The sequence below is a fragment of the Microbacterium mangrovi genome, assembly GCF_000802305.1.
GTDB classification, from domain to species: Bacteria; Actinomycetota; Actinomycetes; order Actinomycetales; family Microbacteriaceae; genus Microbacterium; species Microbacterium mangrovi.
Genome location: NZ_JTDK01000001.1, coordinates 1 through 14,335, shown reverse-complemented (window position 1 = coordinate 14,335; position 14,335 = coordinate 1). Strand labels below are relative to the sequence as shown.

General features: G+C 71.5%; 15 protein-coding genes. 3 read left to right on the top strand and 12 right to left on the bottom strand.

Going from position 1 to position 14,335, the window contains the following annotated elements; genetic code table 11:
- Positions 1-80: 80 nt before the first annotated feature.
- Positions 81-605: a YbhB/YbcL family Raf kinase inhibitor-like protein gene (locus LK09_RS00075; protein WP_039393993.1), complete on the top strand. Its 525-nt coding sequence runs from the start codon at positions 81-83 to the stop codon at positions 603-605.
- A 112-nt stretch (positions 606-717) separates the two neighbouring features.
- Here LK09_RS00075 and LK09_RS00070 read toward each other — a convergent pair whose 3' ends face one another.
- Entirely contained in the window at positions 718-1,722 is a 1,005-nt protein-coding gene (locus tag LK09_RS00070; RefSeq protein ID WP_039393991.1) for an Lrp/AsnC family transcriptional regulator, read from the bottom strand.
- A gap of 117 nt (positions 1,723-1,839) precedes the next feature.
- Between LK09_RS00070 and LK09_RS00065 the strand changes: the two genes are divergently transcribed.
- Positions 1,840-3,258 (top strand): MFS transporter, encoded by a 1,419-nt coding sequence (locus tag LK09_RS00065; protein ID WP_039393988.1) that lies wholly within the window; start codon positions 1,840-1,842, stop codon positions 3,256-3,258.
- Positions 3,255-4,427 carry a M20 family metallopeptidase gene (locus LK09_RS00060; RefSeq protein ID WP_052226224.1) on the top strand — a complete coding sequence of 391 codons (1,173 nt, stop codon included), beginning with the start codon at positions 3,255-3,257 and terminating at the stop codon, positions 4,425-4,427. Before LK09_RS00065 ends, LK09_RS00060 begins: the two co-directional genes overlap by 4 nt.
- Before the next feature lie 79 nt (positions 4,428-4,506).
- On the opposite strand, the gene LK09_RS00055 is transcribed toward LK09_RS00060, so the two are convergent.
- The 11 genes from LK09_RS00055 to LK09_RS00005 form a co-directional block, all read right to left on the bottom strand.
- Entirely contained in the window at positions 4,507-5,895 is a 1,389-nt protein-coding gene (locus LK09_RS00055; protein WP_039393986.1) for a glycine--tRNA ligase, read from the bottom strand.
- 97 nt (positions 5,896-5,992) lie between these two features.
- Entirely contained in the window at positions 5,993-6,403 is a 411-nt protein-coding gene (locus LK09_RS00050) for a type II toxin-antitoxin system VapC family toxin (protein WP_197060931.1), read from the bottom strand.
- Positions 6,400-6,657 (bottom strand): ribbon-helix-helix protein, CopG family, encoded by a 258-nt coding sequence (locus tag LK09_RS00045; RefSeq protein WP_039393984.1) that lies wholly within the window; start codon positions 6,655-6,657, stop codon positions 6,400-6,402. The genes LK09_RS00050 and LK09_RS00045 overlap by 4 nt, the downstream gene beginning before the upstream one ends.
- A gap of 48 nt (positions 6,658-6,705) precedes the next feature.
- Positions 6,706-7,089, bottom strand: a complete 384-nt coding sequence (locus LK09_RS00040; RefSeq protein WP_039393980.1) for a DUF4870 domain-containing protein — start codon at positions 7,087-7,089, stop codon at positions 6,706-6,708.
- A gap of 63 nt (positions 7,090-7,152) precedes the next feature.
- The gene (locus LK09_RS00035) at positions 7,153-8,478 is read right to left on the bottom strand and encodes an alpha-hydroxy-acid oxidizing protein (RefSeq protein ID WP_082007948.1); all 1,326 of its coding nucleotides are present in this window, start codon (positions 8,476-8,478) and stop codon (positions 7,153-7,155) included.
- A complete protein-coding gene (gene menC, locus LK09_RS00030; RefSeq protein WP_039393972.1) occupies positions 8,475-9,605 on the bottom strand; it encodes an o-succinylbenzoate synthase in 1,131 nt (376 codons plus the stop codon). Before menC ends, LK09_RS00035 begins: the two co-directional genes overlap by 4 nt.
- Positions 9,606-9,640: 35 nt before the next feature.
- Entirely contained in the window at positions 9,641-10,555 is a 915-nt protein-coding gene (locus LK09_RS00025; RefSeq protein ID WP_039393968.1) for a cyclase family protein, read from the bottom strand.
- A 61-nt stretch (positions 10,556-10,616) separates the two neighbouring features.
- A complete protein-coding gene (locus LK09_RS00020) occupies positions 10,617-11,696 on the bottom strand; it encodes a ScyD/ScyE family protein (RefSeq protein WP_052226223.1) in 1,080 nt (359 codons plus the stop codon).
- A 174-nt stretch (positions 11,697-11,870) separates the two neighbouring features.
- Positions 11,871-12,581 carry a GNAT family N-acetyltransferase gene (locus LK09_RS00015; RefSeq protein WP_039393963.1) on the bottom strand — a complete coding sequence of 237 codons (711 nt, stop codon included), beginning with the start codon at positions 12,579-12,581 and terminating at the stop codon, positions 11,871-11,873.
- A gap of 4 nt (positions 12,582-12,585) precedes the next feature.
- Complete coding sequence (locus LK09_RS00010; RefSeq protein ID WP_039393961.1) at positions 12,586-12,981, bottom strand: hypothetical protein; 396 nt, start codon at positions 12,979-12,981, stop codon at positions 12,586-12,588.
- Between the two features lie 209 nt (positions 12,982-13,190).
- Positions 13,191-14,335: HNH endonuclease (locus tag LK09_RS00005; protein ID WP_039394784.1), on the bottom strand; the 1,145-nt coding region annotated here is incomplete at its 5' end.

Sequence of the window (14,335 nt, the reverse complement as noted above, 5' to 3'; positions counted from 1 at the left end):
CGATGACAGCATCCTGCCCGAGCGCAGCACTCGGCCGCAATGAGGGGCGCGTCGGCATCCGAAGGCGTAAGGTCGCCGCTATGGCCTCCCTCGATCGACCCGTCGCTCCCGATCCGTACCCGCTGCTTCCCGCCGTCCCGTCGTTCACCGTGACCAGCGCCGACGTCACCGACGGCGCCCCGCTGAAGGACGACCAGGTCGCCGAGTTCGGCAACACCTCACCCCAGCTCAGCTGGTCCGGCGCCCCCGAAGGCACGAAGTCGTTCGTGGTCACGTGCTTCGATCCGGATGCCCCGACCCCGTCGGGCTTCTGGCACTGGGTGCTGGTGGACCTGCCCGGCGACGTCACGAGCCTCGACACCGGTGCGGCATCCCGCACCCTGCCCGGCCGGGCGTTCCACGTGCGAAACGACGGCGGCGACGCCGGCTTCATGGGTGCCGCGCCGCCTCAGGGCGACCAGGTGCACCGCTACTTCTTCGTCGTGCACGCCGTCGGCGCCGAGTCTCTGGGCGTTCGCCCCGACGCGACGCCCGCGGTGGTGTCGTTCAACCTCGCCTTCAAGACCCTCGGCCGCGCCATCATCCACGGCACGTACCGGCACTGACCCGGCGCCCTCACGCCGAGACAGGTCCGCGCCGCCGGAACATGGGCACCGCGGGCCCGTCTCGGCGCCATCGGCCTGTCTCGGCGGTGGCCGAGCCGCGCACGCGGCGGCGTCAGGCCGGAAACACCATCGGCACCACGGCGGTGGTGCGCCCGGCGGCATCCAGCACGTGCCCGAGCCGCTTGTCCGTGCGGAACGACAGGGTGCGCTCGCGGACGACGGCCTCCGGCACCCGGGCTGCGAGGTTCGCCTCGATGCGCTGCAGTTCGGCGAGGTCGCGCACCCACAGCGTGGCGACGAGGTTGACGCGCCCGATCACCTCCGCGCTGAGCCGGCAGGATGCCTGATCGGCGAAGAACCGCGCCGCCTCCTCGAGCCGGGGCGCCGGAACGCTCACCAGGTACGACGCCTCCCGGCGCGACGAATCGAACCGCCGCGCGCGGTCGCAGCGGAGCGTCAGGATGCCGCGGCCGAGCAGCGCGTCGGTGTGGCGGCGGGCCGTCTGCGCCGAGCGGCCGAGCACCGCCCCGAGCTGCTCCCACGACGTGCGCCCGTCGTGCGTGAGTGCGTCCACCAGCTGCGCCTCGACCCGGCGCCGGCCCGCGGACGCCGGCCGCTGCTGCTGCTGCAGCGTGCGGGCCTGGTCGCGCGCGATCGTGCCCGACCGCCACTGCGTGCCGTGCCGGTGCACGCGGGTGGTGACGACCACCTCCGACCGCAGGATGCCGGGGACGCCGGCCAGCGCCGTGCCGATCTCGTCGAGGAGCGACGTCAGGGATGCCCCGAAGCAGTCCACCATCAGATCGAACTCGCCGGTGACCCGCGACATGGTCGCGAAGACCGGGGAGGCGCCGAGCGCCGCGATCGCCTCCTCCAGCCGGCGCGGCTCGACGGCGAGGAACGCGAAGGCGCAGCCCGCCTCCTCGACGAACCGGTGGCCCGGCGCCGGCGTCACCCAGGCGTCGCCCGCCGCCGCGAGCGTCGCCCAGCGCCGGGCGACGGTCGTGGCGGAGAGGTCCAGGGCAGCGCCCACCGCCGTCCACTCGGCGCGCGGGTTTACCTCCAGCGCACCGAGCAGCGCGAGATCGATCTCCGCAGGATCAGTGGATTCCGGCATCCTGATCGCCAATCTGTCCGATTCCTGCATTCTGGCACGGACGGTCCCGGCGAAAAATACGGTGGGCGTCGTCCACGAAGACGTGGATGCCCCCTCCACCGAAGGAATCCCGCGCCCATGTCCTCCGCCCCCTCCCCCACCGCCGTGCGGTCGCGCACCGCCGCGCCGATGGCCGGCGTCATCGTCGCGATGGCCCTCATCGAGGCCCTGTCCGGCATCACGCAGGGCTACCTCAACCCGATCCTGCCCGCCCTCGGGCCCGAGCTGAAGATCGACGACCCCACCATCAACGGCCTGTTCCTCATCTCGTCGGTCGCGTTCGCCGTCTTCACACCGGTCATCTCGCGCCTCGGCGACAGCCTGGGCTGCCGCCTCATCCTGCGGATCACCGCCGTCATCGTCGCGGTGGGCGTGTTCCTCATGGCCCTGTGGCCGACGCTCGCGACGGTCACCGTCGGCGTGGTGCTGCTCACCTGCGTCGTCGGCTTCATCCCGCTGATGATGGGGATCCTGCGCGCCACGGATGCCGCCGCCACCCGCAGCGGCGTCGGCGCGATGATCGCCACCCTGATGATCACAGTGGGCCTCGGCGGGCTCCTCGCCGGTGTCGTCGGTGCGCAGCGCCCGACGCTCGGGTTCTGGGTCGCGGTGCCGTTCGCGGTCATCGCGCTCGTCGCATCCCTGTTCCTGCCGAAGGGCCTCGAGGGCACCCGCGAGCGCCTGGCCGCCGTGCCGCTGGCATCCTGCACGCTCGGTCTCATCGGGTTCGTCACGGCACTGTCGATGGGCGGGGACTGGGGCTGGCTGTCACCGCTCACCCTCGTCACCGGCCTCGGCGGCGTCGCTCTGCTTGCGGTCTGGTGGCGGCTCGACCGGCGCACCGACGCGGTCCGCTTCATCGACCTGCGGATGCTCTCGATCCCGCGCGTGCGCACCATCACCGTGGTGACGTTCCTCTTCGGGTTCGCCTCGATCAGCTACTTCGGAACCAACGGGATCTTCCTCCACGCGGATGACGCGGCCACCTCGTACGGCTTCGGCATGGATCCGCTGGCCATCGCCGTGATCCTCGCCGCCTGCTCGGTGCTCGCGTTCGCGTCGTCGCTCGCCCTGCCGCCGTACATGCGCCGGGTCGGCGAGCGCGCCGCCCTGTTCACCGCGGCCGCGCTGCTCGCGGTCGGGTTCGTGCTGATGGCCGCGCTGCACGGCACCGCCGCCGGGTACATCGCCGGATTCAGCGTGTTCTACCTCGGCATCGGCGCCTATCAGGCGGCCACCCGCACCCTCAGCGTCGAAGGCGTGCCGGTGGACGAGACCGCGACCGCCGCGGGTCTGAACGAACTGGCGCTGTCGGTCGGCATCGCGATCGGCGCCGCCGCCGTCAAACTGATCTCGACGGTGTTCGTGGCCCCCGACGGCCACATCGCGCTCGGCGGCATCGTCGGCATCTGGGTCACGCTGCTCGTCGCGGCGGCCCTCGCCGGCATCGTCGCACTGAGGTATCCCCGCAAGACCGCTCCGGAGGCGACTGCATGACTCTCGACATCCTGACCGACATCCGCGACGAGGTGCGCGCGTCCGTCGACGCGCACCGGGACGGCCTCGTCGCGCTGAGCCACGCGATCCACGCGGACCCGGAGCTCGGCGGCGAGGAGTTCCGCGCCGTCGCACGCGTGAAGGAGGTCCTGCAGGATGCCGGCTTCTCCTTCGATCTCCCCCAGCCCGAACAGCCGACCGCGTTCGCCGCGACCTTCGGGACCGGCGAGTTCGTGGTGGCGGTGTGCGTCGAGTACGACGCCCTGCCCGAGATCGGACACGGCTGCGGGCACAACGTGAACGCCGCGTCCGCAGTCGGTACCGCCCTCGCGCTGCAGCCGCTCGCCGGTCGGCTGGGGCTCACCGTGCTCGTGCTCGGAACCCCGGCCGAGGAGTCCTGGGGCGGCAAGGTCGACCTCCTCGACGCCGGGTTCTTCGACGGCGCCGCGATCGCGATGATGGCCCATGCGGCCGGCGAGGACAACGTCGGGGCGTCATCGCTCGCGCTCGGCTGCTGGGATCTGACCTTCCACGGACGCGGCGCGCATGCGGCCGCGGCGCCGAGCGAAGGGGTCAACGCGCTCGATGCGATCGTCATCGCCCAGACCGCGACCGCCCTCGCCCGCCAGCAGCTGCCGAGCGACGTGATCATGTCGTCGATCGTCGTCGACGGCGGCACCGCGCCCAACGTCATCCCGGCGCGGGCGACGGCGCGCGTCGAGCTGCGCGCCCCGCGGAAGGAGCAGCTCGATGCGCTCTGGGAGCGGGTGCAGCGGTGCTACGAGGCCGGCGCCCTGGCGACCGGGTGCACCCTCACGATCGAGCCGGTCGGGCATCCCTTCGCGGATCTGCGGCAGGACGCCGCGCTGTGCCGCGCGTATGCGGACGCCCTCGCCGGGATCGGCCGTACCGTGCGCCTCGACGGCCCGGCCGTGGGGTCCACCGACATGGGCGACGTGTCCCACCGGGTGCCCAGCATCCACCCGATGATCGGCTACGACGTCGCCGGCGCGGTGCACCACACCGCCGACTTCGCCGCCGCCGGCGCGGCCCCCGGTGCGGATGCCGCGATCCTGGATGCCGCGTACGGCCTCGCCGCAGCGGCGGCCGCGGTGGCATCCGACCCCGCCGAGCGCGCCCGACTGCTCGCGGAGGTCGCCGCGCGCTGAGCGTCTCTCGAAACAGGGCGATCCCGACGAAACCGGCCCGGCACGGGCCCGTCTCGTCGGGATCGACCTGTCTCGGCGGTCAGGCGCCGCGCAGGCGCTCGGCCAGGAAGGTCTCGAGCCCGTCGAGCGGCACGCGCTCCTGGGCCATCGTGTCGCGGTCCCGGACGGTCACAGCGTTGTCGTCGAGCGAGTCGAAGTCGACCGTGACGCACAGCGGGGTGCCGATCTCGTCGTGACGGCGATAGCGGCGGCCGATGGCGCCGGCGTCGTCGAAGTCGGTGTTCCAGCCGCGGCCGCGCAGGCGGTCGGCGACCTCGCGGGCCAGCGGCGACAGGCGCTCGTTGCGGCTCAGCGGAAGCACGGCCACCTTGACCGGCGCCAGGCGCGGGTCGAGGCCGAGCACCGTGCGGGTGTCGGTGCCGCCCTTGGCGTTGGGCACCTGCTCCTCGCGGTACGCGTCGACGAGGAACGCCATCATCGCGCGGGTGAGTCCGAACGACGGCTCGATCACGTACGGCGTGTACTTCTCGCCGGATGCCTGGTCGAAGTACGTCAGCGACTGGCCGGATGCCTCGCTGTGGCTGGACAGGTCGAAATCGGTGCGGTTGGCGACGCCCATCAGCTCGCCCCACTCCTTGCCCTGGAAGCCGAAGCGGTACTCGACGTCGATGGTGCCGTCGGAGTAGTGCGCGCGGTCGTCTTCGGGCACGTCGAACCGGCGCATGTTGGCGGGGTCGATGCCGAGGTCGACGAACCAGTCCCAGCATTCCTCGACCCAGTGCTCGAACCACTCCTGGGCCTCCGCCGGCGGCACGAAGTACTCGATCTCCATCTGCTCGAACTCGCGCGTGCGGAAGATGAAGTTTCCGGGGGTGATCTCGTTGCGGAACGCCTTGCCGACCTGGCCGACGCCGAACGGCGGCTTCTTGCGCGAGGCCTGCACGACGTTCGAGAAGTTGATGAAGATGCCCTGGGCGGTCTCGGGCCGCAGGAAGTGCACGCCGGACTCGTCGTCGACCACGCCGAGGTAGGTCTTCATCAGGCCCGAGAACGACTTGGGCTCGGTGTACTGACCCTTCGTGCCGCAGTTGGGGCACGGGACGTCGGCGAGGCCGTTCTCGGCCTTGCGGCCTTTCCGGGCCTCGAAGTCCTCGACGAGCGTGTCAGCGCGGAAGCGCTTGTGGCAGCTCAGGCACTCGACGAGCGGATCGGTGAACGTCGCGACGTGGCCGGATGCCTCCCACACGCGCTTGGGGAGGATCACCGACGAGTCGAGGCCGACCATGTCGCCGCGGCCGCGCACGAACGTCTGCCACCACTGGCGGCGGATGTTCTCTTTCAGCTCGGTTCCGAGGGGGCCGTAGTCCCATGCCGAACGGGACCCGCCGTAGATCTCACCGGCCTGGAACACGAACCCGCGGTGGCGGGCGAGGGCGATGACTTTGTCGAGGCGGGACTGTTCGGCCACGGTGGCTCCAATGGTCGCGGAGGTTTCACGGGGGATGCCGCAAGATTTCGCGGCCCCTCGATTCTACGGGCGCAGGATGCCGGGATCCTGCGGCGGCTCACGCCGGGGCGCGCACGAGCATGCCCCGGGCCGCGGCGGCATCGGCGAGCCGGGAGTCGTACGTCCAGACCTCGTCCGCGCCGACCGCGACGGCCGTCGCGAGGTGGATAGCGTCGAGCGAACGAAGGATCGGCGGATCGATCCCTCGCGCGAACTCGATCACCACATCGGTCATCGGGGCGATCGCGATTCCTTCGAGCGCCGCACGCGACTCCCGGTCGGCCTCGGCTGCGCCCGCACCCTGTCGCAGAAGAACGCGGGCGAGTTCGATCTTCGCAATGACGGACCCCACCAGCTGCGCGCCGTCGCCTCGTCGGGCGTCGACGGCGTCGGCGAGCGCCTCCGACTCTGCCTCGCGCACGATCCGCTTGACCAGCGCGCTGGTGTCGAAGTAGGCGATGCCGCTCACAGGCGGTCCTCGCGGTCGAGGAGATCCAGCGTGGTCACGCCGTCAGGAAGCACCAGAGAAGGCTCGATCCGACGATAGGGCTCGGTCGCGGGAATCACCCAGTCGGGCAGCTTCTTGGCCCTGGGCTTGGGTGCGAGACCGAGGTACTCGTCGATCGCCCGTCGCAGAATCGCCTGCTGACTGAGCCCGGTGCGCTCGGACTCCGCCTTGAGCGCTGCCTCTTCGTCCGGCCGGAGTCGCAGATTGGTCGCCATGCGAAGACGGTACCACTATCCGCCGACAGTGGTACCGCCTCGTCGGTCCTACTTCACGAAGGGGATGGACATCGGGTAGGTGTACCACTCTCCCTTGTTCGCCTTCACGGCGGCGATGATCGAGAACACGATGTTCACCACGTAGGCGGCCAGCATGATGAAGATGCCGATCAGGAGCACGCTGGTGATCGCCCCCACCACGAACGCGATGAGCAGGGTCAGCTGGAAGTTCAGCGCGGTCACGGAGTAGTGCCGCACGAACGGACCGCGGTCTTTGAGCACCAGGTACCCGATGAGGGCCGGGATGAAGTTGAAGAGCAGCCCGCCGACCTGGATGAGGGTCGCCCAGAGCTTTTCGTCGGAGGGCGACATCGGCTGCTGCGCGGGGCCGCCGTACGGCGGCTGCTGCGGAGGAGGAGGATTCGTCGTCATGCACCCAGGCTAGGGCTCGGCCGACACGCATGTCAGGGGGATACCCGGAAGGATGCCTGCAGGTCAGCCGACCTCGCGCAGAGCCTGCCGGTCGATGTCCGAGACCGCGGTGAGCCCGGCGAGACCCATCGTGATGTCGAGCTCCGCGAGCACGTTGCGGACCGCTTCACGCACCCCCGCCTCCCCCGCAACGGCGAGCCCGTACGCGTACGGGCGCCCGAGTGCCACCATCGTGGCGCCGAGAGCGAGGGCGATGAAGGCATCCGCACCCCCGCGCACCCCGGAATCGAAGACGATGGGGATGCGCCGCGCGACGCGATCGGCGATCTCGGGGAGCACCGCGAGCGTCGGCACGGAGGCGTCGATCTGCCGCCCGCCGTGGTTGGACACCCACACGCCGTCCAGGCCGGCATCGACGGCGCGCAGAGCGTCGTCGGGGTGCACGATGCCTTTCAGGATGATCGGCAGCGACGTCCACTCCCGCGCCTTCGCCAGGTCGTCCCAGGTCAGCGCCGGGGTGGAGAACACGTCGAGGAACGTCTCGACGGCGGCTCGCGGCAGCGGCGAGCGCAGTCCCTCGCGCACGCCCACCCCCGTGATCGGGGCCGTCTTGCGGGCCATCGAGATGCCCGCGGCGACGGTCTTGGGGGTCATCCGCACGCTCGGCGCCGGGCCCGACGTGCGGGCGCGCTCGCGCACCAGCTGCTGGAACACCGCGTCGCTCGTGTACTGGGCGATGCCGAGCCCGCGCGTGAACGGCAGGTACCCGACATCGAGGTCGTGCGTGCGCCAGCCGAGCAGGTGCGTGTCGAGCGTGACGACGATCGCCTCGCAGCCGGATGCCTCGGCCCGGCCGATCAGCGAAGCGTTGAGCTCGTCGGATGCCGACCAGTACAGCTGGAACAGGCGCGCGCCGCCGGGCGCGGCATCCGCCACGGCCTCCATCGGGAACGAGGCCTGGTTGCTGAGCGTGTACGGGACGGCGAGGGATGCCGCAGCCCGCGCCACGGCGAGGTCGGCCTGCGCGTGCGCCATCTCCATGACGCCGAGCGGCGCCAGCAGCAGCGGGGTGTGCCGCGTGCGGCCGAGGAAGGTCGTCGACAGGTCGCGCTCGGAGACGTCCCGCAGCGGCCGCGGCCAGACCTGCCAGCGCTCGAACGCGGCGCGGTTGGCCGCCATGGTGCGCCCGGCGCCCGCTCCCCCGGCGATGTACGCGAAGGCCTCGGCGCTGAGCGCCTTGCGGGCGGCGTGCTCCAGCGCGTCCGGATGCACGGGTGCCGCCGGCCGGGAGCCGGTGATCCCGGCGCGGTAGATGTCGGACTGCGCGCGCCGGCCGATGCCGCGCGCCGCCGCGGGATCGTCGGGCACGATGCCGTTCGCCGCGCTCACCGGCCCACCACCACCCGCTCGACGGTGCAGTCCTCCAGCGCGACCGGGTCGATCTCGACACCGAGCCCAGGACCGGTCGGCACGCGCACCTGACCGTCCTCGAGCACTGCCGGCTCGGTGACGATGTCGCGCGTGTAGAACCGTGCCGATGCCGACACGTCGCCCGGCAGCGTGAACCCCGGAAGCGCCGCCAGCGCCGCGTTCGCCGCCCGGCCGATGCCGGTCTCCAGCATCCCGCCGCACCACACCGGCACGCCGGCGTCCTGCGCGAGGTCGTGGATGCGGACCGCCTCGAGGTATCCGCCGACCCGGCCCGCCTTGATGTTGACGATGCGACAGGATCCGAGGGCCAGGGCGTCGCGGGCGGCCTTGAGCGAGACGACGGATTCGTCCAGGCAAACGGGCGTCCGCAGCCGCCGCGCGAGGGTCGCGTGGTCGACGAGGTCGTCCTCCTGCAGGGGCTGCTCGATCAGCAGCAGGTCGAACCGGTCGAGTTCGGCGAGCACGTCGGCATCCTGAAGCGTGTACGCGGAATTCGCGTCGACCTGCAGCGGGATGGTGCCGAACGCGTCGCGCACGGCGGCGGTGTCGTCGACGTCGCGTCCGGGTCTGATCTTGATCTTGATGCGCACGTACCCCTCGTCGAGGTACCCGTGCACGGCGTCCACGAGGGCGGCCGGGTCGCGCTGGATGCCGACCGAGACGCCCGACGGGACCCGGTCGCGGACGGCGCCGAGATGGGCGCCGAGGGGGATGCCGTCGCGGCGGAGCGCGGCATCCAGCACCGCGAGTTCGAGCCCCGCCTTGGCCATGCGGTGCCCCTTGAACGGCTCGAGCACCGCGGCGACGTCGTCGGGGGCGAGGGTGCGCCGCTCCAGGAGAGCGGGGATCAGGAAGCGCTGGGCGACATCCCACGCGCCGTGCGTGTACTCGCTCGAATACAGGGGGTCGTACTGGGTGACGATCTCGCCCCAGCCGTCGCCGTCGGTGGTGCGGGCGCGCACCACGATGACCTCGCGCACGGTCTCGGTGCCGAACGACGTGGTGAACGGCGAGACGAGCGGCAGATGCAGCACGCGCAGTTCGAAGCCATCGACGGTGACCGGGCGCAGCGCAGCAGTGGGCATGGCATCAGGCTACGCGGCGGCCCGGCTGCCCGGCGTCAGGCGGGGACTTCGGCGAAGGCGCGCACCGGGAAGGTGCCGAACCGCTCGACCGCCGGAGGAGCGGCGGTGAACCGGGCACCGGTGGCCGGCACGGAGCCGAGGTTCGTCAGGTGCTCGACCACGTGGATGCCGGCACCCAGCAGCAGGGAGTGCGCCGGACGCTCGCCATCCGACTCGGTGTCGTCGATGTTCAGCGAATCGATGCCGACCAGCACCGCCCCCGCCTCGATCAGCCACTGCGCGGCGCCCCCGGTGAGGAACGGTGCACCGGAGCCGTAGGCGGGGGTGCCGAAGAAGCGATCCCAGCCGGTGTGCAGCAGCACGGCGGCGCCGCGCACGTCGCGGTCGGCGAGCGTCTCGGCGAGGATGCCGCGGGACGTCGGCGACCAGGCATCCTCGAGGTGGAACACCTCCGCGCGCAGGCCGACGAGGCTCGCGAGCTCCAGTCCGGCGAGGTCCGCGCCGTCCGCGTAGCGGTGGAACGGGGCGTCGAGGTAGGTGCCGGTGTTGCCGATCATCGTGATCACGTCCATCGCGAACTCGGTGCCCGGGGCGTACCGCGTGCGCGAATCCTCCCGCGTGAGGTGCGGGGTGAACACCGGCGCGGGAAGACCGGGGTACGTGATGAGACCCTCGCGGATCCGGTGACTGAGATCGACGATGCGGATGCCGGCATCCGGCGTCGAGGCGTCCACCCCGCGACTGCCCCGGTGCTGCTCCTCGACGATGCGCACGTCCCGCAGCACCACGTCGCGCACAAGTGCGAGGCCCAGGTGCTGCACGAGCAGGCGTCCGAGGGCGGCGTCGTCGATCGCGGCATCCGGCACGTCGAGCCGGAAGCCGGTTCCGGTCATCCCGCCGCCGTTGGCGAAGGCGATCTCGAAGTCGAAATGGGCGCGATAGTCGGGCATGAGCGCCAGCGTAGCGGGACCCCGGCCCTCCCGAGCCGGGGTCCTGCCTGCGGGAACGGGGTCAGGGCAGCTTGGCCTGGACCTTCACCTTGCCGTTCGAGATCGAGACGATCCGGCTCGGCACCGGGTTCTGCTGCAGCAGCCCGATGGTCGACGCCCAGACGGTGCCCCCGGCACCGGTCTCGACCGCGAGCGCGTTCGGAAGCGCGGCGTACGGCGAGACGACGCCGTTGCGGTAGACGGAGATGCCGCCGCCGTCGAGTTCGGCGACGTAGATCTCGCCGTTCTTCCCGAGCGCCAGGTTCGTCGCGCCGCTGAAGCCGCCGGCGAGATGGGTGATCGCACCGGTCGTCGGGTTGATCCGCCACAGGTCGCTGAGGCCCGGGATGCCGGCCTCGGTCGCGCCGGTGAGCGTGGTGACGTACAGCTGTCCGTCGCCGCCGACCTCAACGTCGGTCGGCACCGGCTCCGAGTAGTAGGTGCCGACGAGGCACGGCGCCGGGGCGGCCTCGGGCGGGATGTCGAACGCCTTGCGCGGAAGTACCGCGACCAGGCTGACCTGACCGCTGTCGGTGACCTTGAGGATGTCGTTGCCGCCGGCGTCCGCGACGTACCAGACGCCGTTGCCGGATGCCACGGAGTACGCGTGCGAGTCGACGAGGCCGTTGTGCGCCCCGAACGGCGAGTCGGGCAGGCAGCTCGCGTCGGCGGGCCCGTACGTCACTCCGGCGTCGGGGTTGTTCGCGACTTCGAACGCGTGCGTGTCCGCGTAGACGATGGTGCCCTGCGGCGTTCGGATGTTGAGCCCGGACGCGACGTTCACGCCTTCCGGATGCTGCTCGTCGGGCGGTGTCGACACCGTCGACGTGTACGCGAGCCACTTGCCGCGCGTCGCGATCCCGGCCACGCCGGGGACGTCCGTGACGACCGGTGCGAGAGTGCCGTCCGGCTGCAGTGCTCCGACCATCCCGGTGAATCCGTCGGCGACGAGCACACGCGTCCCGTCGACTTCCAGGTTGAACGGCGCCAGCGAGGCGTCGCTCCAGTCGCTCGTCGTCGGTGGTCCGGTCTTGGCCGAAGCCACGGCGGGTGTGGCGATGATGAGCCCGGCGACGGCACAGCCGACAGCGAGCGCGCGCATGGAATGCATGGAACCTCCAGCTTCCTGGATCCGGCCCCCAGACCGGATCTCCCCAGACGCCCGCTGCGCTGCGGGCGCACGGGCCGCCCCCAGTGGCGACCTTGTGCGACATCCTGGCCCTGTCCCGGGGAATTATCAAGGCCCTGCAAGAAGGCTATCGAACAGCTGGATGCCTCACGGGCGGACGAACAGGTAGCCGTGCTCGTCGTCGAACCCGCCGACGACGAGCCCGGCGGCGAACTGGGCGAGCATCTGCTCGCGGACCCGGCGCCGCCACACCAGAGCGTCGCCCGTGGTGCGACGGATCGTCTCGATGTCGCGCGGCACCGCGACCGAGGCGACCGTCTCGCCGGGCTGCGGCGGCGGGGCGAGGAGGTCCCAGGAGACCAGCAGCCGATCGGACTCGTCGCCGCGGTTGACGCCGTCGTCCATCGCGCCGTAGTGGTCGACGAGGTACTCCACGACACGGACCCCGAGCACCCGGATGTTGAAGTGCGCGTTGCGCGCCACCAGCGGATCGAAGGTCCACGTGACCCGGTCGGCGCCGTGCGCGAGCGCCCAGTCGCGCTGATGCAGCTTCAGCGCGCGCCCCTCCCCGTGCCCGCGGTGCGCCGGCAGGAGCCCGGTGATGTGGGAGTGCAGGGTGCGCGCGTCGGGCGGTCCGAAGAACGCCACGGACGCTCCGACGATGCGGTCGGCGTCGTACACGCCGTACGCGTAGTTGCCGGCGTGGGCCAGTGCGCGCAGGAGGTTCGCGGGCATCCCGGTGCGGTCGCCGCCCCACACCTGGGACAGGACGTCGGACGCGGCGAAGGCGGCCTCCACCGTGTCGAGCGGGCGGATGTCGAGGGATGCCGGGGTCTCCACGGATGCCACCCTACGCATCGCGTCAGCGGAAGATGCGCCCGTCCGGGTCGTCGTCGCGGCGCGGGCGCAGCGCGGCCGGTGCCGGCCACGGCAGTTCGAACCGGGTGACGGGCGCGTCGATCGCGCCGAAGTCGTCCGTCTGCACGACCACGCGCCCGGGGACGCCGGCGCGGTCGGGCGTGACCTCGACGATCCGCACACGCACGGGGGCGGCACCGTCGCGCTCCAGCATCCAGATGTCCGCGAGGAACCGGATGCCGCGTTCTTCCAGGGCAGCCTCCGCGTCGAGCCAGTCGGTCGCGCCGGTGACCTCCCGCCCGAACAGGTCGATCGGCACCCAGTCCTCGCCGGCCGGCATGATCCAGCCGACGAGCTCGCCGTCGTCGCGGCGGTGCGGGGTCCAGTCGGGTCGCGGCATCCGGCCAGCTTAGACCGGGGCATTGTGATCGTTCGCTGCCCGTTCTCGCGCCCTGCGCTTGTCGAAGGGCAGGCGTGCCGGGGTGTTGGGCTTCGACAGGCTCAGCCCGCCTGATCGGGCGCCCTGAGCTTGTCGAAGGGCAGACGTGCCGGGGCGTTGGGCTTCGACAGGCTCAGCCCGCCTGGTTGGGCGTCCCTGGCGCATGGGTGTCAGGCGGCGGGTTGGTAGTCGTGGCGGCGGCGTCCGCCGCGCCGGGGTGTGCGGGTCGGGTCGATGTGAGCGGGCGGGAGGAACCACACCCCGGTGTCATCGATGCGGATGTCCCAGTCGTGTTTGTGGATCGTGTGGTGGCAGCTGGTACACAGCAGGATCCCGTCGTCCAGATCAGTTCTGCCGCCGTGGGACCACCAGGTCAGGTGATGGGCTTCACACATCCCCGGTGGGGCGGCGCAGGACGCGCACCCGCCGTCACGTTCGACCAGGGCCAGTCTTTGCGCTTTGGAGAACAACCGGCGGGACCGGCCGTAGTCGAGGACCTCACTTTTACTCCCGAGGACGATCGGGATGATCTCCGCGTCCGCGGCCATCCGTCGGGCGGTGCCGGCGTCGACGGGTTGGGTGAGGCCGTCGATGGTCGCCACCCCGGTCCCGGTGGTGAGGGCTTCCAGCGGGATCCGCACCACCACGGTGGTGGTCGCCAGCGGAGCGGGAGCATTGTCGGAGCCGAGGCCGATCTTCGCGAGAGTGGACAGCGCGTCGGCCTGCAACTGCACGATCGTGCGCCGCTCCACCGGCCCACCCACACCGGCATCACCCGTGCCCGCACCGGCCGCGGGTGAGCCGTCGGCATCCGTGGCGGGCTCGCCGCCGTCGCTCCAGCTCCACCCACCGTCGCCCGCTGCCCCGTCCCCGGCTCCGTCGCCGTCGGGGTGGTTGTGGCCGCGCATCGCGCGGATCTGCGCGGTCACCAGGGCGTCGATCGCGGCTTTGATCGGGGCGCCGGTCGCCGGGTCCAATCGGCCGTCGAGGTTGATCATGCCGTGCTGGTCTTCCCAGATCCTCAAGAACCGGGCATCCCGCAGATTCTCGAGCTTCGGTTCCAGCCCGTCCGGGTCCAACCACGCCTCCGCCCGCCGCAACACCACCTGCAACTCGGACAGCGACAACCCGGCCGCCTGCTCCACCAGAGTCTGCTCCGCCTGCGCCAGCAGGGCCCGGTCGGCCCGGCACGCCACCCGATCCAGCAGGGTCGTGATCGCACCCGCACACGCCACACTCAACACCCCCGCCTCCACCGCGGCGGCCACGTGCGGGTGCCTCGCGGGGGCGCGTTCCCCACTGAACGTCATCCGCC

Bases quoted from the DNA above. Each gene is read 5' to 3' on its own strand.
- LK09_RS00075 (WP_039393993.1), top strand. From the start codon at position 81: ATGGCCTCCCTCGATCGACCCGTCGCTCCCGATCCGTACCCGCTGCTT.
- menC (WP_039393972.1), bottom strand. From the start codon at position 9,605: ATGCCCACTGCTGCGCTGCGCCCGGTCACCGTCGATGGCTTCGAACTG.
- LK09_RS00025 (WP_039393968.1), bottom strand. From the start codon at position 10,555: ATGCCCGACTATCGCGCCCATTTCGACTTCGAGATCGCCTTCGCCAAC.
- LK09_RS00060 (WP_052226224.1), top strand. From the start codon at position 3,255: ATGACTCTCGACATCCTGACCGACATCCGCGACGAGGTGCGCGCGTCC.
- LK09_RS00040 (WP_039393980.1), bottom strand. From the start codon at position 7,089: ATGACGACGAATCCTCCTCCTCCGCAGCAGCCGCCGTACGGCGGCCCC.
- LK09_RS00065 (WP_039393988.1), top strand. From the start codon at position 1,840: ATGTCCTCCGCCCCCTCCCCCACCGCCGTGCGGTCGCGCACCGCCGCG.
- LK09_RS00045 (WP_039393984.1), bottom strand. From the start codon at position 6,657: ATGGCGACCAATCTGCGACTCCGGCCGGACGAAGAGGCAGCGCTCAAG.
- LK09_RS00020 (WP_052226223.1), bottom strand. From the start codon at position 11,696: ATGCGCGCGCTCGCTGTCGGCTGTGCCGTCGCCGGGCTCATCATCGCC.
- LK09_RS00015 (WP_039393963.1), bottom strand. From the start codon at position 12,581: ATGCGTAGGGTGGCATCCGTGGAGACCCCGGCATCCCTCGACATCCGC.
- LK09_RS00010 (WP_039393961.1), bottom strand. From the start codon at position 12,981: ATGCCGCGACCCGACTGGACCCCGCACCGCCGCGACGACGGCGAGCTC.
- LK09_RS00070 (WP_039393991.1), bottom strand. From the start codon at position 1,722: ATGCCGGAATCCACTGATCCTGCGGAGATCGATCTCGCGCTGCTCGGT.